Origin of the sequence: Pedobacter petrophilus (genome assembly GCF_009674725.1) — a bacterium.
Taxonomy (GTDB): Bacteria; Bacteroidota; Bacteroidia; order Sphingobacteriales; family Sphingobacteriaceae; genus Pedobacter; species Pedobacter petrophilus.
The window spans coordinates 107,789-128,841 of sequence record NZ_WKKH01000011.1 but is presented as its reverse complement, the minus strand read 5'-3'; the positions used below and the strand labels follow the sequence as shown (position 1 = coordinate 128,841).

Sequence of the window (21,053 nt, the reverse complement as noted above, 5' to 3'; positions counted from 1 at the left end):
ATTCTCATTTACATTAACGCCGTAATCAGGCGGTTTTATTATTATTAAGCGTCGAATTTCCGAATAAATCCAGCCATTAGCTACACAATTAAATCATCCTTATGTATCTTTTCCATTGCCCCTGAAGCCATTCGGGGATAACATTTTATCGCTCAGCGAGATAAATCATCAGAACAAATTACTGATGTAGCCTTAAAGTTTTATTTATATTTCGTTTGCATTTGATCATAAAAATCTTTTACCACGAAAAAGGCTTTCTTTTTCTTTCCTGTTTCACTGATTAATCCTTTACGGTTCCAGAAATTCTGGTAAACCGGATGCTGTCTTCTTGGCGACCTGAAATCTGCTAAAATCCATGGTGTAACACCTCTTAAAGCACTGATTTTACTCAACATGCTAAACTGGTTTTTATAGAGCGCCTCCTGGTATTCTTCACTCCACCTGGTATTTTCATCGCCGTGGAAGCCACCTAAAGCATCACCGCCAAATTCACTGATCACCACGGGTTTATTATATTTAATATCGAAACTATATTTAACAAGTTCTGCCGGAGTACCTCCCCAGTACCAGCCTGCATACTCGTTAAAGCTTACCAAATCAATTACTTCACCCAAGGGATCGTTTAAAATCATGGTATTGCCATCGCGATGTACTTCTAATGCGGCGGCTACTAAGCGTGAATCATCCAAAGTACGTGCAGTTTCGGCCAGGTTCTTCATGAAACTCAAACGGGCATCGCTTAATGGTGTTTCATTCCCGATGGACCAGATTACTACACTTGCCCGGTTTTTATCGCGGACAATTAAATCGGTTAACTGCTGTTTTGCATTGGCATAGGTGGATGGATTTGTCCAGCTAATGGTCCAGTAAACCGGTACTTCTGCCCAAACCATCAGCCCCATTTCATCGGCCAGACGGATCATTTCTTCATTATGCGGATAATGTGCCAGGCGAACATAGTTGCAATTCATATCTTTTGCCCATTGCAACATCATGCGCATATCCCCTTCAGAGCGTAACCTACCTGCTAAAAGCGGATTCTCATCATGGATAGAAACCCCTCGTAAAAAGGTATTCTTACCGTTCAATAAAATACTGTCGCCCTTTACCTGAATGGTTCTGAATCCAATTTTATCGTTAATATCTTCCTTATCACTTTTAATGTTTACCCCATATAATTTCGGGCTTTCCGGCGACCATAAGGCTAAATTATTCCAGGTAAATTCATCGTTAATTTTTCCTTCTGCATCTGTTTTGTATTTCTTTTCCAACTTAAGTTCCGGAATAGATAAGGTAATATCCTGTCCGGCGGTTGCATCAGCCAGTTTCATGGAAAAGCTTAACAGATTGTTGTTTCCCTTAACCAGTTGAAGTTTATAATCGCTGATGAAATGATCCGGAAATTCGGCCAGGTAAACATCGCGGGTGATCCCGCCATAATTCCACCAATCTGTATTTACCGTTGGAATTTCATCCGGTTTCCTTGTATTGTCTACCTTTAAAATCAAAGTATTTTCACCTGTTTTCAATCTGCTGGTTACATCAAACTGAAAAGGTGTAAATCCACCTTTATGCGTACCTATCTTTTTGCCGTTTAAATAAACGTTGGCTTCGTAATTAACTGCGGCGAAGTACACATAATACTTTTTGCCTTTTTCGGGCCTGGCGTCAAACTTCCGGCGAAGCCAAACATTCCCTTCATAAAGTGACAGTTGCGCTGATTGCGAATTCCAGTCGCCGGGAACGTTCATTTGTGGCGAGAGATCAAAATTATATTCAATCAGTTCGGTTTTATCTTTTTGCACGCGATCATCGAAATATCCGCCGGTACCGCTTTTGGATTGATCAAAAGGCTCATGGCGATAATCGTAATAACCGTTTTCGTAAGGATCAACAATGTAATTCCACTTACCGTTCAGGCTTTGAATTTTTCTGCCCTGGATATTCTGAATAGCGTTAACCTGAGCATTTACAAGGGTAGTGAAGAGCGAAAAGCAGATAAAAAGTACGGTAAAACTTGATCTAAGCATAACTGGTATTTTGATTTGTTAATTAATTGACTGTTTCAAAACTAACAATTAATTAACGCACGGTGTTTCTGAAAGCCATTTAAATAAATACTTTTTATCTTCCCGGGCACGTATACTCCTGTTATCAGGGATTTTGGTTAGCAGATCTGGTGACGAATTTATAAAAGCCTTGTCCAAAAACCTTGTTGACCAGTGAAGAAAACCTGCAAACTGGATTTCCGCGGCATTTCAAACGTTTGAAATAATTGTGAATTTTACTTAACTATGCGTAGAGATTGAAAAAGATGATTCGCAACACACCGGTAACCCTTAAATTCCTGGCTGAAAAATTAAAAATGTCGGTATCTACGGTGTCTAAAGCACTTAATGATTACCCAACCATTAATGAATATACCAAGAAACGTGTTCAGGAAATGGCCAGAGATTTTCACTTCACACCTAATAAATCGGCTATAAACTTAAAGGAAAGAAAATCTCGGATTATTGGCATCATTCTCCCAAATCTGCTTGATCACTTTTTTACCCGCAGCATTTATGGTGTTGAACAATTTGCTACGGCGAGGGGTTACAATGTCATCATCAGGCAAACCCATGATGAGTTAGCGAAAGAAATTCAGGCTGCGAATATGCTGTTGAAAAGCCGTGTTGACGGGCTGATTATCGCAATCTCAAAAAACACAAAGGATTTTGCTCACCTGGAGCAGTTTGAAAATATGGGCACTCCGGTGGTTTATTATGCCAGAAACCCAAGTTTCAATTTAAATTGCCATAAGGTTTTGGGAAATACTTTCCAGGGAAGTTATGAGGCTACGAAGTTTTTAATTGGGAGAAAGCATCAAAAAATAGCCTACCTCGGCGGGCCAAAAATGATCAGCTTTAGCCATGATCGTTTCAACGGATATATTAATGCACTGAAAGATCACCAGATTCCTTTTGTTGCCGGATTAGTGGCTTATACCGATTTCGATAAGGAAAATACGATTTTAGCCATTCAAAAATTATTTTCAGATCCGGAAAACAGACCAACAGCTTTAGTTGCTTTCAAAGAGCCGATTTTGTTTGATGCGATTAAATACCTGAGGTCTATCCACCATCCAAGTTTCGCGGAAATGGAATGCATCGGCTTTGGGAATAATGCCTTCATTACTTACCTCGATGTTCCGCCGGTTGCTTCTATTGAGGAAAATCCTGAAGCGGTAGGCGAAAATGCAATTAAATTGTTATTGCAATTGATTGATCAGGAGGTGGAACTTTTGCATTACCAGAAAATAATAGTCGACTGCAAACTGGTTGTTCACTAGAATTGTATCACTTGATTTCGATAATGATCTGCTATTTGTTAAACCTAATTCTGCAATCAGTTCGATGAAAGCTATGTTATTGACACCATTACAATTATAAAAGATCTTTTGCCCGCTCTTTGCCGCAGTGGTGTGATAGCCCTTGGGATTGACGGCGTTCTTCGGTAAGACCCGTACTTAATAAAGTTGGTTAGCATGATGTATTAAAAATAGACCAAGAAGATGTGTTCGTGCTATAGTCCGTGGAAAGGGAATTGCTATTACTACTTAGCAAGGCCAAACCACTGTTTCTTCGTTCTGCTCTTGGACCGGCATGGTCAATTTTTCGGGATGGCACTGACTAAGCCTACCTACTAACTTTAACAGAAAAATTGCGAGCCGGCACTTTTGTTTCTTTTGGTGTCAAAAGAAAATAAGCCCGTACGGCGAGGACTAAATAAATCCCATCGAATAAAGATAACAAGATAAATTAATGCTTTGAGGGTAACCACACCGTCTTTCAGGCACTCATTCAACTAAATTATCTTGTAAACACCACTGATTATAAATTATAAAGATTTTTTGCCCGCTCTTTGCCGCGGAGGCATGGTACTTTAGAGCGCCAATTACCAAAAGCGCTTTATCAATCCAGCTGGGGGCCTTTTACACCGCCAATTGAAGTGAACATGATAGTTCTTTTGAGAGGTGCTCAAAAGGCTGGATTAATAACTTCACCTTATCCCATAAATGATAATTTATCTTTTACGTGACTGCGGTGTTTTTCATAATAAACAAAAGCACCAACGATCAGCAGACCTGCCACCCCCTCAAATGCAACTACGATTTGCGTACCAAATTGATGCGCGAAATAACCCATTAATAAACTTCCAACTGGTAACACACCCTGGTAAGCCATAATGTAATAGCTTAAGGTTCTGCCACGCATTACATCATCAGCATGTGTTTGTAAATAGGTATTAATGGATGATGTTTGCGCCATTAAACCCAGGGCCGCCAGCGCGGTACAGATGAGTGCCGTGATTAAAGTTGGCGAAATTGCTAATGCCATTACAGCAACCGCTAGTAAGGTGCCGGAAATAATTACAATTTTCTGCATGTTCTCCCCTATTTTTCGACTGGCCAGATAAATTGCCCCGAAGAACGCACCTAAACCTGCTGCACTTTCAAACCAGCTAAAAGTTGTGATATCGCCGCTGAAAATATCCTTCGCAAACACCGGAAGTAAAGTGGTAAACGGAATGACTAACAGACTGGACGCAGCCATCATTAAAATCATCGATGATAAATCGGGTGAAGCGGTAAGGTAATCATAGCCTTTTTTCAAGTCGATCCAAATGTTCTCTTTTGATTTCGGTTGTGCAGTAGGTTTTAATTTCATCATCATCATGCAAACCAATACTCCGATAAAGCTGATGAAATTGATTAAGAAACAGATATCTTCGCCCAGTGTACTCAGAATTACACCCGCTAAGGCTGGACCGATTAATCTGGTAACGTTAAACATGGAAGAATTAAGGGCAATCGCATTGGGAAGATCTTCCTTATCGTCAATTAGATTTACCATTAAAGATTGTCTGGCAGTTACGTCAAATGCATTGACTAATCCCTGCATCAATGACAGTGCCGCGATCCAGAACATATCATAAACTTTAAACCAAATCATTGCTGCCAATGCGCCGGCCTGTAGCATCAATAAGATCTGCGTAATCACCAGGATTTTATACTTATTATGCCTGTCTACATAGCTACCGGCTAAAGGAGCTAAAATTAATGATGGGATTAAACTTAGAAAAGTCATCAATCCAAGTAAAAATGCCGATTCTGTTAAACGGTAAACCAACCAGCTCACCGCCACCCGTTGCATCCATGTTCCAATTAGTGAAACTGCTTGTCCGGTAAAAAATAATCTATAATTGTAATGTTTAAGGGAACGAAAAATACTCATGTTTAAATTAGTAAAGTAACTTTACAAAAGTATAAAAATTAACATGCATTTTAAAATGGCGATCATCTATTTTTATCACGCCTGAATCATAAATTAACACTTAACCCTTTTAAGAATACCTGATTGTTAGAAAAATAAACTTTATATTTGTAAAGTTCATTTACCAAATATGGCGAAACAAACACAAGATATTGCAGCGAAGCTGAGAAGTACCGTAACCCGCCTCACCAGACAGTTGCGGAAGCAAAATGTAAGTTCTGAATTTAGCAATGCAGAATTACTGACGATGTCTTTGCTGGAACAGCATGGAAAGCTACTTTCTACAGAACTGGCGGAGATGGAAAGGGTTTCTAAACAAGCCATATCCCAGATCATCAATCGCCTGTTCGATGCCAGCTGTGTAGAAAGATTTCCGGATGAAGGCGATAAGCGTAAAATATACATCGGCCTGACTAAGCTTGGCGAGAAACACATCATTGCCAGCAGAAAGATAAAGGAAGAATGGCTGGTACAAACGATGGAAAAAATATTCTCCCAGGAGGAAATTAACCTCATCCAGGCGTTCCTTCCCCTGCTCACCAGATTAGTAGAATATAATGGAACGAGGGTATAGTTTTACTTTCTCATTATTTAAATAAGCCGTAACTTGCGGCTTCAAATGGCATTATACTTCACCTCAATCAATTCGGGCAGCAATGGAAACTGCTATTACGTTGGCAACGAAACCGAAGCTGTTTTGGTTGATGTGGGTTTAACCTGTAAAGAGGTTGAAAAACGAATGTCGCGATTAGGACTTTCCATCGAAAAGGTAAAAGCCATCTTTATTTCACATGAACATAGCGACCATATTAAAGGCCTCGCTGTATTTGCAAAAAAATATAAACTACCCGTTTACATCAGTGTGGCCACACTAAAAAGCAGCAAACTTTCGCTTGATGAACAAAATACCTTTGGTTTAAGTCATACGCAAAACATTCAGATCGGCAAACTTAACATCACTGCCTTTTCTAAATTTCATGATGCGGCAGATCCCTACTCTTTCACTATTGAATGTAATGAGGTGCGGGTGGGTGTATTTACTGATATTGGTTCGGTGTGCGATCGACTGGTTACGCAATTTAAACGTTGCCATGCCGCATTTTTAGAAGCCAATTATTGCACGAATATGCTGGCGAACGGCCGGTACCCTTATTTCTTAAAGCAACGGATTACCAGTGGGCGTGGCCACTTAAGTAATGCACAGGCACTGGATTTATTTTTAAACCACCGGCCGGATTATATGACGCATCTTTTATTGAGTCATTTATCTAAAGACAATAACAATCCGCTCCTGGTTGAGGAAATGTTTAACAAGGTAGCCGGAGATATCCTAATAAAAATCGCTTCCAGAGACCAGGAAAGTGAAGTTTACTTTGTATCAGCTGCTAAAAATACAGAAACACCTTATCATTTCGACCCGAGTTTGTATCAACCCGAACAATTAAACTTATTTTAACGGGCCGCACCAGCATTTAAACACCAGATTTAGCCGCAAATATTATTAATTATCTCGAGAAACTTATGTTCCCTTTGCCAGGATGATGATGCCGGGGCTAAATAAATATGCTGATCAATGGAAGCCGGATGTGATCATAAATGATTGCATCACTTTCGCCGGTGCGCTTTGTGCACACCTGAAAGGAATCCCTTCAGTTACCAAAACCCCTGTACTACCAGTTGTTATGAGAGATACGTCACCCAGTGCACCTAGAATCTTTTATCTTCTGCCACCAATTTCTATTAGAGGTTTTTTACAATTACCTCATCCATTGGCTTTGTTTTAGAACGGAAACGGTGTACCAATTCTCCTTTTTCATTAATCAGGAATTTTTCGAAGTTCCATTTAATATCACCTTGTTCTTCCGTGTTGGTTTGAGAGGTCAGGTATTTAAATAAAGGACTGATATCTTCACCTTTAACGCTGGTTTTTTCAGCCATTAAGAAAGATACGTTGTATTTGCCTGTACAGAATTCTTTAATTTCTGCGTTGGTGGAAAATTCTTGTCCACCGAAATTTCCTGCAGGAAAGCCGATTAAAACTACTTTTTTGCCGTATTGTTTTTGAAGTTTTTCCAGGTCTTCATACTGAGGAGTAAAGCCACATTTTGAAGCGGTGTTTACGATCATGATTTTCTTGCCCTTAAATTTTGATAGTTTTACCTCTTTTCCATCAATGGTTTTAAAGCTAAAATCGTAAACAGTTTTTGGCGGGGTTGGAACCAAAAAGTTTAATAGAATTAAGATTGTGCTGATCATCGTTTATTTTATTTTATATACGAATATAAGGACAAATAGTTTTTGCAAGGGTATTTTGCTTGTAAATTAAATCCTTATCAAACCAGAAACATGAAAGTGTGGAATAAAAGATTTGACAATCCGCCATAGCACGCGCTTATAGGGCGGTTTCATCCCTGTTTCCCAGGTACTAAATGCCAAAAAAAAATCCCTGATCTGGTGGAGCAAGGACTTTTCTAATAGGCATAATTTAGGTCGGGTTTCTAAGAAACCTGTGGCGGCACAGAAATTCTGTGAATAATTTCGTTAATGGCATCCGGATCAATCGCTACATTTTTGGATGCACACCATTTTTCATTTTTATTGTCCAGCCAGACACAAAATGAGTGGTACCCATCTAAAACTACGGCATAAGTTTCATGAAAATCGTCTTGAATGCGCATGCAAAATCCTTTAAAAATCTTGCCTCTCACAATAAATTGCAGGGATGAATAATTTTCTAACATGGCTCATTATATTTTTGGTTAAGATACAACAAGAATTAGCGGAGAATGTTTCGTCAGTTTTAAGGAATTAATAAATAATTGCAAAGCAATCAGGAATAATTTAACCTATGTTTAACATGTTCGAATATCCTCTGGCAATCAGGCGTTTACCAGCTGGCAAATATACTTCACATTGTAAATTTAAAATGGTTTTCCCTCTTTTCACAATCGAGGTTTCAGCCACAATTTCATCACCCTCAGAAGCAGGTGCAAAATAGTCGATATAATTATTTACAGTGGTGTAACGGGCATTTAATCCCATCAGGTAAACGGTTGCACCGATTAAATCATCAATAATACCTGCGGTAACACCGCCATGCAAACCCTGAAACGGGTTAGTCATCTCTTTCCTAATGGTATATTTACATACCAGTACCCCATATTCGGCTTTTACAATCACAGGAGCCAGCCAATTCATAAAGTTAGAAGGCGATTCATTAATCACCTCACCAATTTGCTGTCTGAAAAACTGCAGCCTTTGCTCACTTAATGATTCTGATTCTTCCATCAAATAAAGATAGCAAAAAATGAAAGATGAGAATCGCATCTTCCCCAATAGATTACATTTTATTGCCTCATTAATATAGATGATTCGTTCCGGCCGCTGGTTTTCGTGATTAAAACGGCACAATCACTTTAAAACTCAGGTTTCTGCCCATATTGTAAATTCCAGATCTGCCGTTTGGGGATGCGGTATAATATTCAAAATATTTTAGCCGGTTAAGGTGCGATTGATAGGCGACATTAAAAATATTATCTACCTGCATAAATAAATCCATTAATACTTTGCCATTTTTAGCTTTAACTGATGAGCCTAATCCTGCATTAACTAAAGTATAACCTTTAGTAAAAGTCTCCGTTTCATCCAATGCATAAAAGTTATTTTGATTTGCGAAAATAGCAGCATCCACTTTAACATAGGGTTTATCTAAAAATCCAATTGCTTTTTGAGCAGTTGCCTTTAGTTCTGAGCGAATTTGTAAAGGTGGGATAAAGGGTAAATATTTGGCATTTCTTCCATGAAGACTAACGAGTGCCTCGTTTTTATTTAATCCCACTACATAAGCAAGGCTATTATTAAAACTTAACCACTTCATGTTCGATGGATGCAGGTTTATACTCAATTCTGCTCCATAAAGCCTCGCTTTAGATTGCTGATATTGATAAGTTAGGTTGCCTGGTACAATAACCACAGGGTTTCCGCTTTCATCAGTTAAACGCGACTGATAGATATAGTTTTGAATATCGTTATTAAACACTTCGAAGCTTAAATCCGCATCTTTTAAATAGGCAATAATGCCAAGATCTTGCTGAAGATTAAATTCCGGCTTAAATGTTCTGTTTCCCAGATAAACGATGTGGGCACCAGGATCAAGACCATTTGAGCCGATTTCTGTAATGTTCGGCGCACGGTAGCCTCTTGCAATATTTACTTTAATTAACAGCTTCTCTGATAAATTATAAGTTAAACCCAGGCTTCCGGATAAGCCATAATAGTTTTTATTAAATGAAGGAAACTGCAGCTGCCCAATAGCATCATTAGGCGTCACTTTCTGACCAAAACCAGTTTGTGCATCAGAACCCACATAAAAGTTATTCCAGTTGATGTTTCGTCTGTCTATCCGAACGCCGCCAGAAACATCAATTTTTCCAAATGATTTACGGGCGAAGTAAAAAGCGCCGATATCAAATAAATCATAATCAGGAATCGGGAAATCTGTAGCATCCTTACTCCTGTTCCCCTGGAACATTCCGTTGATGCCGAAAGTACTTTCAATCCTGGCGAAATCTGGCAAATTATATTTAACATCGTAATTTAAGGTATTCAGCACCACGTATAATCCGGCCTGATCTGGTGCGGTTGGATGATTATATTCCCGCCGAACACTTTGCTGACCACCAATCAAGACATTTAAATCGCTGTTACCAAATTTGAACTGACTCGTATTGTACAACCTGAAATGTTGAATATGCTGATGCAATGGATTAATGGCGTAAGTATTTAATTCTCCGTCAGGAACAAGCGGCCGATTTTTAATCTCGTCGCCATCATCAAGGATTTGCCGGGTAAATTTTCTACTGAGGGAATCCCTGCTCCCATCAGGAATCTCCATTAAATTGTCGTAATAAGTAATGGCAGTTTTGGAAAAACCCCAATCTTTATCTACACGGGCACTTGCCGATAGATTGTACTCCCGGAAAGCCGTACCATATACCAGACCATCTACTTTGTTTTGATAACTGTGAGCTGCTTTCCCTGTCGCCCGAAAGGTATATTTCCAGTCATTTTTACCATAAGCCAGGCCTAAAGAGGATGCCATCAGTCCATTATTGGTTTGATAATTGGTTGTAAAATCTCCTTTAAGTTTTCCGTTTTCGATGATCGGGTTAATTGGGATCATATTAATAACCCCAGCCGAAGCATCAGATCCGTAGGTTAAGCTCGCCGGTCCTTTTACCACTTCTGCTCTTGAAATTCCATATTCATCCACTTCAATCCCATGTTCGTCTCCCCACTGCTGACCTTCCTGCCTTAAACCATCATATAAAGTGAGTACCCGGTTATAGCCTAAACCACGAATAAACGGCTTGGAAACATTTGGTCCGGTTGTTACTGCAGTAACGCCGGGAATACCCTTCACAATGGCATCAATTAAATTGGTATTTACATTTTGATCCATTGTTTTCTTGGATAACACGGCAATAGGCACCGGACTTTTCCGCAACGCGGTTGCACGGTTAACGCCCGTAATTACCACATCATTTAAATCTGAGGTCTGCAATTTTAAGTCAACATCGCATCTGGTACTATCTCCGGGAACCGATACCTTAACTTTTACGGGCTGATAGCCAATTCCAGAAAACTGAATCACCATATTTTCATTCCCAACTCCATGGAACTTATAATCCCCAAAACTGTTTGATCTAGTCGATTGGTTAGTCCCTATAATTTTTACCGTGATATCATTTACCGGCTTTTGGTCGCTCGTAATCTTGCCACTAATCGTTTTGCTTTGCGAGAAAGCTGCCAAAGTAAAGAAGGAAAAGAAAATAGTAAGTATCGATTTCATGAATTTAGCGTATCTAAAATTAAATTTAGACAAATCTAAATTTAATTTTAAGCTATACAAATTTTATTTTTAGAAAGACGCTGTTTTTTGTTAAAGTACGTGTTCGAATGGATTAATAAACAGCATGTTATTGCGGTATTCAATAATCTCATGATCGGTGAGCAGACATGCATCCAGGTCGGTTTTAAGCTTATTTACTTCCATTTCCTGGCCGATAAATACCAATTCGGTTAAACGGTCGCCAAAGGTTTCATCCCAATCCCTTAATATCTGTTCTTTATTCTCTACAAAATCGGTTTGGCTTAGTCGTTCCGCATTACTCATACTCGCCCACCAGGCACCGGCATATTCTATTCTCAGCGAACCGCCGGCCTGAGAGAAATTTATCGCTACATTTCTCATGGCAGCAATCCAGAATATACCTTTAGTTCTGATGATGTTGGTAGGAAATTCATGGTTAAGGTAGGTCCAAAACCTTTCGGGATGAAAAGGCTTTTTTGCGGTAAATACCATGGAGCTGATGCCATATTCTTCCGTTTCAGGAATATGAACTTCTTCTAATTCCTTTTTCCAGGCAGCACCAGACGAAGCCTTTTCGAAATCGAAAAGATTGGTATGGAGAAGATACTCCGGATTGAGTTCGCAGAAAACCGTTTTATGCAGCCTCGCCGTGGGGTTGAGTTTTTTAATCAACGCCTCAATGAGCCTGGCATCATGTGGTGTTACCAAATCCAGTTTATTAATCACAATGACATCGGCAAACTCAATCTGATCGGTCAAGAGATTTACAATTGTCCTCTTATCAGCAACATCATCTGCCCAGCTCCGGTCTTGCAAAATTTCTGAAGTTCCGAAATCTTTGTAGAAATTAAATGCGTCTACTACGGTGACCATGGTGTCTAAATAACTGAAGCGACTTAAATCGATATTTGCCGTTTCATCTACAAAAGAAAAGGTCTGCGCTACCGGAATGGGTTCCGAAATACCACTACTTTCAATCAACAGGTAATCAAATCTGTTTTCTTTGGCCAGTTTCTCTACCTCCAGCATCAAATCCTCCCTGAGCGTGCAACAGATGCATCCGTTACTCATTTCAACCAATTTCTCTTCGGTTTTGGATAAGCTGCCCGCATGATCAACCAACTGCGCATCTACGTTAATTTCGCTCATATCGTTTACAATTACAGCAACCCGCAAGCCTTGCTTGTTTTTCAAAATGGAATTGAGTAAAGTGGTTTTGCCACTTCCCAGAAAGCCGCTCAATACGGTAACAGGTAATCTCTTTATCATATAAATGCAATTAAGTTGCAAATATATCAATAGACTTTTCAAATGCAACATTATTGCGTTTATATTTGTGGCTGTAAATTTTATTATGAAAATGATTAAAGCTTTAAACCTGGACAAAATTGGAATTACCGCATCTACTGCTTGCGCGATCCATTGCGCTCTCCTTCCTTTTGTGCTAACCCTGCTACCTTTATGGGGATTAGATTTTCTGGCAAACCCAGCTACAGAAATCTTCATGATCTTATTGTCGCTGATTTTGGGCACATGGTCTTTAGGGAAATCTTACAAAAAAGTGCATCACCGCGTTTTACCTATCATTATTTTAATCCTTGGATTTATGTGTATTGTTACCGGGCATTTTTCTGGGATCACTGTAATGGAACCCATATTAATCCCTGCAGGTGGTTTCGCCATTGCGTCTGCGCATTTCTTAAATTTGAAACTTGCCAGAACCTGTACGCATAATTGAAAATATGAAAATCCATGAATATTTATTAATGTTAATGCATCATTATTGCATCAATAAAAGAATATATTTGTAGTCATGAATAGAAAGATAAAAGTGTTATTTATCTCTGCCTTAAGTGCAATTTGCATGCTAAATCCTGCTTGCAGGCACGTCACAAACGATGGGCAGGAAATTTACCGCCGTTATGCCATTAAAAACATTCGCCTGATATCATCTCATAAGTTATGATTAAAATCCAATCCTTAGTTCATCAATACCCCAATGTGCCTGCACTCCGGTTTCCGGACTGGGAAATAAAAGACCGCGAACAATGGCTTTTGCTCGGATCATCAGGCAGCGGAAAAAGCACGCTACTCAATATTATCGCCGGTTTACTTAAGCCGAAAGGTGGAAATGTGATTGTGGATGGCACCAGTGTATATGATCTTTCCTTAAAGGCAATGGACCAATTCAGGGGACAAAAAATTGGCATCATCTTCCAGCGGCCACATTTTATAAAGAGCTTAAACATCTACGATAACATCGCGGTAGCTTCTTCTTTTGCCGGACTACCTGTTGATGGCAAACGAATTTTAATGCTTCTGGACAACTTAGGGCTTGCTGGTAAAGCGAAAAGTTATGCTGAAGAATTAAGTCAGGGGCAATTGCAACGGGCATCGATTGCCCGGGCACTTATTAATCGCCCTTCGGTACTCATTGCTGATGAGCCCACATCCAGTCTTGATGATGAGAATGCAGAAAATGTAATTTCTTTATTAACCACTCAGGCCGCATCCAGCGATGCATCTTTGATCGTTGCCACACATGATAAACGCGTAAGGAACAGATTAAGCAAAGAATATTTATTATAATGAATATATTAAAGTTAAGTACCAAAAATTTATCGAGAAATAAACTCACAACCTTTTTAAATATCATTCTGGTTGCGTTTGGTGTAGGCATTTTGTCTATTCTTTTTCTGGCTTCTACGCAGATTGGCAATAAATTGGAAAGTAACTCGAAGGATATTGACCTGGTGGTGGGCGCTAAAGGGAGTCCGCTGCAACTCATTTTGAGTAGTATTTATCATATCGATTTTCCCACGGGAAACATTCCGGCAAAAGATGCACAGGAACTGATGCAAAACCCAATGGTAAAACGGGCTGTCCCTTTGGCGCTGGGTGATAATTATCAGGGCTACAGGATTGTAGGTACGGATTCAACCTTTACTGGTTTATATGGATTAAAGCTGAACCAGGGGAAGTTCTGGAGTAAAGATCTTGATGCTACTATTGGCAGTGCTGTTGCGCAGGAATCAAAATTAAAAGTAGGCGATAAATTTTTCGGCGCGCACGGGTTGAGTGATGCCAGCGATGAACATAAACAACATGCTTATTTGGTAACGGGGATTCTGGCACCTCAGGGCAATGTGACCGATAACCTGATTTTAACGAACATTGGAAGTGTTTACAAAATGCACGAGCCCAATCATGCGGAAAGTGAAGCACATCATGCAAATGAAGAAAAGGAGATTAATAACCGGGAGATTACGTCGCTGTTGATTCAATATCGTTCGCCCATGTCGGTAGTGATTTTTCCCAGAATGGTAAACCAAAGCACCAATATGCAGGCAGCATCTCCGGCAATGGAGAGTGCCAGGCTGTTCTCGCTTATCGGAGTAGGCATTGAAACACTTAAGTGGTTTGCCATTTTAATTATGGCGATATCTGCATTGAGTGTTTTCATCAGCTTATTTAATTCGATGAAAGAGAAAAAGTATGATTTGGCCATTATGCGCTGTCTGGGCGCATCGAAAGTTAAAATATTTTTACTGGTGATGCTTGAAGGTCTCCTGATTACCGTAACAGGTGCTATCATTGGTTTAGTGATTGGCCATGTGGCGCTCAGCCTGATCGGGCATTTTCAGGAATCATCACAAGCCAGGCTAACGGGAATCTATTTTGTAATGGAAGAACTTTATTTAATCGGAGCCGGGTTAGCAATCGGGGTGATTGCGGCCATCATTCCTGCAATCCAAACTTACCGGGTTGATATTGCCAACACCCTTTCAAAAGATAAATGATGAAATACGTTTTACTGACAGCACTATTTTTCTCCGGCTTTTTTGGCTTGCAGGCCCAGGTAAAGGTCCATAAAGATATGCGCACCCCTACCTGGAATTTGGTTGGCCTGCGTTATGATAAACAGGTAAAGCCTTTAAAATGGGTCAGCATTTTTCCGCCCGAACTCATGGCCCTGAACAATAAGGTAATTGAGCTTCCGGGTTATATTTACCCTACCAAAGTTGGCGCAAAGTTTTCCGAATTTTTATTGTCGATTGTTCCGATAGAATCCTGTCCCTTTTGCGGCACCGGAGATATTCCTTCAATGATTGAGGTTAAAATGGTGTCAGCAATTCCATTTACAGACAAGCCCATTAAAATTAAAGGCAAATTTGTAATTAATGATTCTGGCGATGATCGTTCCGAATTCTTTTTATTAGGTGCTAAACTGGTTCCATGAAAAAATTAGCTGTAATTCTGTTGTTGATGTGTACAGGCATTTGTTTTGCCCAGCAAAAACCGCATCGTCCGGGTGATGAACTTCGATCATTAAACTGGGATGTGATTGGAACGGTTAAATTCGAGCTGACCGATAAAAACGAGCTTCTGCCCATTTACAGTGCAACAATTAACAGATTTAAAGATGCCGAATTTGATTTAACAGGCTACCTAATCCCCATAAAAAGCGCAAAAAAGCAACAAAAATTTTTATTAGCAACATTACCAATAAATCAGTGTTACTTTTGTGGACAAAATGGTGTTCCGATAATGATCATGGTTGAACTGAATAGTCCCGTTGAATTTACTGAAAAACCGATCCGTGTGAAGGGAACTTTAAAACTGGCCAATACAAACGCCAGTTACCAACCACCGGTTTCGATTACGAATGCCAAAGTAATTATTTAATTTTACGTTATGGAGCAAAATGAAACACAGCAATACGAAGATCTTCTGGTTAAAAACGGACTTAAAAGGACTGGCGCTCGTTTACAGGTTTTAGATATCTTGTCACATCGCGAATCTGCAACCTCACAGCCCTATTTGGAAAACGTGGTGGGGAAGGAAATTGACCGGGTAACGCTGTACCGGATTTTAAAAACTTTTGAAGAGAAAGGTATTATTCACCGGGTTTTAGATAACCACGGGACCGCTAACTATGCCATTTGCTCAAATTCTTGTTCTGAGCATAATCACCACGATGAGCATGTGCACTTCAATTGTAATAACTGTTTGCGCGTTTATTGCCTGGATGATGTGAAGATTCCGGCCCTTAAAATTGAAAAGGGATTCCAAATAGCGGATATGAACCTGGTCGTTTCCGGAATTTGCAAGGATTGCAATAAAGCTAATTAATTAGTCCTTAAACGGTTATTCAGCCGAATGGAAAATGATTGAAAATTGTTTAAAATATATTTTTGCTTTATAGATAGAACTTCTATATTTGCAGCTCATTAAAAAATGAGCCTCGGTAGCTCAGCTGGATAGAGCGTCGGTTTTCTAAACCGAGGGTCAGGGGTTCGAGTCCCTTCCGGGGTACAGGCATTGGCTTCTAGGTAACACTAGGAGCCCTTTTTGTTTTCAGTCTATCTGCGACGTGTAATTGCGCTTGTTGTAAATAATTTAATTAATCACGTCTATTTGATTGGTGTCTCTCCAACTTAGAAATTACTATACCTATAAATTCAATGGATGTAAATTAGTAAATCGCTCATTAGAGGATGCATTTTAGCTTATAAGCAAAAAGCCCTGCATCTCTGCAAGGCTTTTATCCAGTGCACTACCTTTCATTCATGCATTCATCTCCGCCAGGAGACATTCTTTCTTTTAACTAACTGGAAATGTAAATATGCAAAATATTGTTGGTTACCTGATTATGTTAGGTAGGGCCTCGTCGCCTGAAGCAAGCGTTTGTGAATTGCCAGCTGTTAAATGAAAGGAAAAATAACTGCTGTTCTTTATTCTGATGCGTTTTTCGCCATTAAAATTTTGGTGATTTGTATCATCCAATATATCTTTTCAAAAATATTAAGCCTACAATTCTTCCACTACTGGCCAGCCGTTCTTCCAGCTAATTTGCCGGAGCAATAATTTTGGAGCACCATTTTGAAGGGCAGAATAGCCATGAAATATCAAAAAATCTATTTTATCAAAGGTAGCTACGGCATTATGCCCAACACCATACCAGTTTTCACTGCCTTTCAAAACCAGCCTTCCGCCACCTGTTGCCAGCGATTTCCCGTCATCATCCAGATATGGGCCAGTTACTAATTTAGATCGGCCAACAACCATTTTATAGGTACTTTCTTTACCCCTGCAGCAATAATCGATCGAGGTAAATAGGTAATAATAATTCTTTTTTTTGAAAATAAATGGTGCTTCAATGGCATTGGCTTTATCTCCCCGACTGGCAATAGTCTGCGGGTTTTGCAGGAAACCTTCTACCCCTAATCGATCGGCCTTAAGCTGGATAATCTTTATTCCATCCCAAAAAGATCCAAACGTAAGGTAGGGAATGCCCTCGTTATCCGTAATTAAATTAGGGTCTATGGCATTCCAATTGGTTTTACCAGCTTCAGACCGGATCACCATTCCATGGTCTACCCATTTATATCCGGAATCCATCGGATTAAGGGTAACATTGGTGGCTACGCCAATTGCAGAAGTATTTTTACCAAAGGTTGAAGCAGCGTAATACAAATAGTAAAGGCCATTTGAAAAGGAGATGTCCGGTGCCCAGATATAACCTTTAAAACCCGGCACAGCATCTACCGCCCATTGAGGTGCCAGAGGGAAAACCGGCGGTTCAGCCTTCCAGTTGATCCGGTCTTTGGATGACCATACTGAGATTCCTTTTCCGGTACAATACAAATAATATCGATTATTTTGCTTGATCATTACCGGATCATGCACATTTATATTTTGTTTTAAATCCTGGCTTTGCACCAATTGCACCTGTACAAAACTGAACAGCAGAAAGATTATTAAATGTTTAATTCGCATCCTATCAAACTTACTAACTTATCTGCAGGAAGTAACGTAAGAAATCAGCCGTTTTTTTAAAAGCCTGTTTAAATTTTATTCCATCAATAATTTTAGGTCTGAAAGTTTCACCATATTTTCTGAGGATTCCATCAGTAGTCTTCTGTCAGTATCAAACCAGGAAAAGTCTTTTCCTCCACCCATCATCTACCCAGGTCAGACCACATTTAAACAGGATTTTCGTTTGGTTTTGAGGTTATTAGCTTCAGTCATGAGGTTATTAAGCTCGGTTTTGAGGCTATTTTCCTCACTCACGAGGTTATTATCCTCTCTCATGAGGTTATTAAGCTTGGTTTTGATGTTATTTTCCTTGTTCACGAGGTTATTATCCTCTTACATGAGGTTATTAAGCTCGATTTTGAGGCCATTTTCTTCGAGACCGTTTAAATTTCTGTTACGATACATTTACCCAGCATTTATAGCATCCTGCGTTTGCAGATAAATTGGATCAAAAAATGTCTGATCAAAACTAAAATGGTGACTGGAAGGTTTTATATTTAGCCATGGGAAAAAACACTTTAGATAGATTTTTAAAAGCACAGGATACCAATTACACGGACGCTTTATCCGAAATTAAAAACGGAAGAAAAACGACACATTGGATGTGGTATATATTTCCGCAGATCTCAGGTTTAGGTAAGAGCGAAATGGCTAAGTTTTATAGTATTGCTAATTTTGAAGAAGCCAGGCAGTATTTAAAACACCCTGTATTGGGCAAAAGATTGGAAGAAATCTCTTCTGCCCTGTTAAAACACAGTGATAAAAGTGCCTACGAAATTCTTGGATCGCCTGATGATTTAAAGCTTCAATCTTCGATGACTTTATTTTCGGGCATTGAAAATGCTCCTGTAGTTTTTAAAGAAATTTTACATTATTTTTTTGAAGACCAGGCAGATTTGGCTACTATTAAGTTATTGAAATTGGAAAAATAGTTATTAAATAAGATCCTGAATCAAGTTCAGAAAGACGATCTCTGAGGTTTAATTCCCAATAATTTCTTAATCCCTATCCAGCGGGATGCTAAAATAAAAAGTTGAGCCTATGCCAATCTCACTTTCTACCCAAATTTTACCATAATGTCTGGTAACAATTTCCGCCGAAAGGTAAAGGCCAATACCAAAGCCTGAAACAGTAGCCATTTGCGAGCTTTCTACCCGATAAAAACGTTCAAAAAGTTTTGGTAAATCATCTTTCGGAATGCCCATGCCCTGATCTTTTATTTTAAAGATGGCATTCTGATCACAAGCCAAACAGTCTATAGTAATTTTGCTGTGAAAGGGTGAATATTTTACTGCATTTCCAATCAAATTATTAATTACATGGCCAAGCTTATTTTGATCTGCATTAATAAATAATCCCGGAAGGCAATTGTACGCAATTTCATGATTCGATCCGGTGGTGATATATTCTTCTATAATCTCTTCAACAATAGCGGATAATTCTACGCGCTGCAACTCGATCACCATCTTTCCCGATTCAAACCTGGAAATATTCAGGAAGCCGTTAATCATGTTTGTCATTTTGGTAATCTGCCGTTCTGCTCCATCCAGCGCTTTTACTGCAAAGGCATTATCATTCCCTTTTGCCTTCAGCTGCATTACCTGGATATATCCTTTCATGGAGGTAAGTGGCGTTTTCAACTCATGGCTTACCATGGCGATAAAATCATTTTTTCGCTGCTCATCCTGTTTTTGAGCGGTTACATCCATAATCACAGCGTATACACTGGCGAAATTCCCATCTTTATCTGTCTTCACTTTCCCCACCACACGCATCCATCTCCGCTCTCCTGAAGCAAGATGTCTGATTGGATAGGTGCTATCTAAAGGGGTGCCCGATGTAGCGCAAGCTTCGAGTACGCGGGTCACTTCAGCAACATACTCTGGTTCTATTGCACTTACAACCATAGCCCAATCAATCTCTTCATCTTCAGGCAAGCCATACAACAGCCTAAAGCGTGGCGACATATCTGCTTTACCGGTTGTGAGATCCACCCGGCAGCTTCCCAATTCACCTGCATTAAATGCCGACTGAAGATTTTCATCGCTTTCTTTTAATCGCTCGAGTGCAATGCTCAGTTCTGTATTCATTTTTCGCTGATAACCATTGGCGATCTTCAGCTCATCATTTTTTAGTTCGAGTTCAGCGGTACGGAGACTTACAATATTTTCCAGATTGCTATTTAGCTGATCTGCAACCTGCCGGGCTTCTTCCAGTTGTTCATTTCTTACCTGGAGCAACAACTGATGTTTTTTCAGTTCTGTTAAATCTGTTATGATAATGCTTAACGCGGTTCCTTCATCTAAATCTAATGCTTTTAGAGATAGCTGTACGGTAATTTTTTCCTGTTCACTGTTAATGAGGTTCAGTTCTGTTCTGGTATCTATTTCCCAGGCGGCATCAATCACATCCTGAGCGAAAATCCAGTCTTCTTCCAAAACGAAATCAAGGAGCTTCATACCAATTACCTTTTCGAGGGGAACTGTACACAGTGTTGCGAAGCGAGAATTGCAATATAAAATCCGGCCATCCTGATCAAGTGTCAAAGCACTTTCAGTCATCTGTTCTATGAAAATCCGGTAAGTTTGATCGGCACTTTTTAAGGTAAAAAGCTGGTGTCCGTCTTTTCCATTTACCACCAGCGCATCTACTTCTCCGCTGCGAATGGCATGAATAATATCATTGGCCTCTTCGAGCTGAATCTGCAGCTCCCGGTTGGCCGCCTCAAGTTGAAGAACTTCTTTCGACTTTTCCATTTACTTCATCCTAATGCCCAGGCCCCTCAAAACTTTCTCCCGATCAGAGAAATCTCCGATGATTCGCCTGCAGGGTTCTGGCTGTTTCTTCAGCAACATCGGGATTGCGGTTACATTTTCATCTCGAACAAGCAAAGGCTGCTGGTGCGCATCTATAATTTCAAGCTCATACCGGTCCTTTAGAAATTCTTCACAGATCTCCCTCAGGTTTTTGATTGCACGAACGGAAACCGGCGACGACCCCGCGATAAAAAGTCTTAAAATAAAATATTCACCTTGCTCCTGCTCCAT

General features: G+C 39.7%; 21 protein-coding genes and 1 tRNA gene. 12 read left to right on the top strand and 10 right to left on the bottom strand.

Going from position 1 to position 21,053, the window contains the following annotated elements:
* Positions 1-200 precede the first annotated feature (200 nt).
* Complete coding sequence (locus GJU39_RS09615) at positions 201-2,030, bottom strand: glycoside hydrolase family 2 protein (RefSeq protein ID WP_154280572.1); 1,830 nt, start codon at positions 2,028-2,030, stop codon at positions 201-203.
* A 284-nt stretch (positions 2,031-2,314) separates the two neighbouring features.
* Here GJU39_RS09615 and GJU39_RS09610 point away from each other — a divergent pair, with 284 nt between their 5' ends.
* Positions 2,315-3,331 (top strand): LacI family DNA-binding transcriptional regulator, encoded by a 1,017-nt coding sequence (locus tag GJU39_RS09610; protein ID WP_154280571.1) that lies wholly within the window; start codon positions 2,315-2,317, stop codon positions 3,329-3,331.
* 715 nt (positions 3,332-4,046) lie between these two features.
* Here GJU39_RS09610 and GJU39_RS09605 read toward each other — a convergent pair.
* Positions 4,047-5,276 (bottom strand): MFS transporter, encoded by a 1,230-nt coding sequence (locus tag GJU39_RS09605; RefSeq protein WP_154280570.1) that lies wholly within the window; start codon positions 5,274-5,276, stop codon positions 4,047-4,049.
* A gap of 169 nt (positions 5,277-5,445) precedes the next feature.
* On the opposite strand from GJU39_RS09605, the gene GJU39_RS09600 reads away from it, so the two are divergent.
* From GJU39_RS09600 to GJU39_RS24275, 3 genes are all read left to right on the top strand, one after another.
* The gene (locus GJU39_RS09600) at positions 5,446-5,889 is read left to right on the top strand and encodes a MarR family winged helix-turn-helix transcriptional regulator (protein ID WP_154280569.1); all 444 of its coding nucleotides are present in this window, start codon (positions 5,446-5,448) and stop codon (positions 5,887-5,889) included.
* 45 nt (positions 5,890-5,934) lie between these two features.
* The gene (locus GJU39_RS09595; RefSeq protein ID WP_154280568.1) at positions 5,935-6,771 is read left to right on the top strand and encodes an MBL fold metallo-hydrolase; all 837 of its coding nucleotides are present in this window, start codon (positions 5,935-5,937) and stop codon (positions 6,769-6,771) included.
* An 82-nt stretch (positions 6,772-6,853) separates the two neighbouring features.
* Positions 6,854-7,099 carry a hypothetical protein gene (locus GJU39_RS24275; RefSeq protein WP_379103415.1) on the top strand — a complete coding sequence of 82 codons (246 nt, stop codon included), beginning with the start codon at positions 6,854-6,856 and terminating at the stop codon, positions 7,097-7,099.
* Here GJU39_RS24275 and GJU39_RS09590 read toward each other — a convergent pair.
* The 5 genes from GJU39_RS09590 to GJU39_RS09570 all read right to left on the bottom strand — a co-directional run bounded on the left by GJU39_RS09590 (position 7,056) and on the right by GJU39_RS09570 (position 12,456).
* On the bottom strand, positions 7,056-7,571 hold the full coding sequence (locus tag GJU39_RS09590; protein ID WP_154280567.1) for a glutathione peroxidase: 516 nt from the start codon (positions 7,569-7,571) through the stop codon (positions 7,056-7,058). The two genes, GJU39_RS24275 and GJU39_RS09590, sit on opposite strands and share 44 nt — an antisense overlap.
* A gap of 242 nt (positions 7,572-7,813) precedes the next feature.
* A complete protein-coding gene (locus GJU39_RS09585; RefSeq protein ID WP_154280566.1) occupies positions 7,814-7,993 on the bottom strand; it encodes a hypothetical protein in 180 nt (59 codons plus the stop codon).
* 163 nt (positions 7,994-8,156) lie between these two features.
* Positions 8,157-8,603, bottom strand: a complete 447-nt coding sequence (locus GJU39_RS09580) for a PaaI family thioesterase (protein ID WP_154280565.1) — start codon at positions 8,601-8,603, stop codon at positions 8,157-8,159.
* Between the two features lie 109 nt (positions 8,604-8,712).
* A complete protein-coding gene (locus GJU39_RS09575; protein WP_154280564.1) occupies positions 8,713-11,166 on the bottom strand; it encodes a TonB-dependent receptor in 2,454 nt (817 codons plus the stop codon).
* 90 nt (positions 11,167-11,256) lie between these two features.
* Positions 11,257-12,456, bottom strand: coding sequence for a GTP-binding protein (locus GJU39_RS09570; RefSeq protein ID WP_154280563.1), 1,200 nt, complete (start codon positions 12,454-12,456; stop codon positions 11,257-11,259).
* Between the two features lie 85 nt (positions 12,457-12,541).
* On the opposite strand from GJU39_RS09570, the gene GJU39_RS09565 reads away from it, so the two are divergent.
* The 7 genes from GJU39_RS09565 to GJU39_RS09535 all read left to right on the top strand — a co-directional run bounded on the left by GJU39_RS09565 (position 12,542) and on the right by GJU39_RS09535 (position 16,503).
* Positions 12,542-12,925, top strand: a complete 384-nt coding sequence (locus GJU39_RS09565) for a MerC domain-containing protein (protein WP_154280562.1) — start codon at positions 12,542-12,544, stop codon at positions 12,923-12,925.
* Between the two features lie 224 nt (positions 12,926-13,149).
* A complete protein-coding gene (locus GJU39_RS09560) occupies positions 13,150-13,776 on the top strand; it encodes an ABC transporter ATP-binding protein (protein WP_154280561.1) in 627 nt (208 codons plus the stop codon).
* Complete coding sequence (locus GJU39_RS09555) at positions 13,776-14,987, top strand: ABC transporter permease (protein ID WP_154280560.1); 1,212 nt, start codon at positions 13,776-13,778, stop codon at positions 14,985-14,987. Before GJU39_RS09560 ends, GJU39_RS09555 begins: the two co-directional genes overlap by 1 nt.
* The gene (locus GJU39_RS09550) at positions 14,984-15,427 is read left to right on the top strand and encodes a hypothetical protein (protein ID WP_154280559.1); all 444 of its coding nucleotides are present in this window, start codon (positions 14,984-14,986) and stop codon (positions 15,425-15,427) included. The genes GJU39_RS09555 and GJU39_RS09550 overlap by 4 nt, the downstream gene beginning before the upstream one ends.
* Positions 15,424-15,873, top strand: a complete 450-nt coding sequence (locus tag GJU39_RS09545; protein WP_245227760.1) for a hypothetical protein — start codon at positions 15,424-15,426, stop codon at positions 15,871-15,873. The genes GJU39_RS09550 and GJU39_RS09545 overlap by 4 nt, the downstream gene beginning before the upstream one ends.
* A gap of 9 nt (positions 15,874-15,882) precedes the next feature.
* Complete coding sequence (locus GJU39_RS09540) at positions 15,883-16,320, top strand: Fur family transcriptional regulator (RefSeq protein ID WP_154280558.1); 438 nt, start codon at positions 15,883-15,885, stop codon at positions 16,318-16,320.
* Between the two features lie 109 nt (positions 16,321-16,429).
* Positions 16,430-16,503: transfer RNA gene (locus tag GJU39_RS09535), tRNA-Arg, on the top strand.
* Positions 16,504-16,998: 495 nt separating this feature from the next.
* On the opposite strand, the gene GJU39_RS09530 is transcribed toward GJU39_RS09535, so the two are convergent.
* Positions 16,999-17,967, bottom strand: coding sequence for a family 43 glycosylhydrolase (locus GJU39_RS09530; RefSeq protein ID WP_154280557.1), 969 nt, complete (start codon positions 17,965-17,967; stop codon positions 16,999-17,001).
* Positions 17,968-18,509: 542 nt separating this feature from the next.
* Between GJU39_RS09530 and GJU39_RS09525 the strand changes: the two genes are divergently transcribed.
* Complete coding sequence (locus GJU39_RS09525) at positions 18,510-18,938, top strand: DUF1810 domain-containing protein (RefSeq protein WP_154280556.1); 429 nt, start codon at positions 18,510-18,512, stop codon at positions 18,936-18,938.
* Between the two features lie 66 nt (positions 18,939-19,004).
* On the opposite strand, the gene GJU39_RS09520 is transcribed toward GJU39_RS09525, so the two are convergent.
* Positions 19,005-20,762: a PAS domain-containing sensor histidine kinase gene (locus tag GJU39_RS09520; protein WP_154280555.1), complete on the bottom strand. Its 1,758-nt coding sequence runs from the start codon at positions 20,760-20,762 to the stop codon at positions 19,005-19,007.
* Entirely contained in the window at positions 20,763-21,053 is a 291-nt protein-coding gene (locus tag GJU39_RS09515; RefSeq protein WP_154280554.1) for a circadian clock KaiB family protein, read from the bottom strand. It abuts the gene before it with no gap.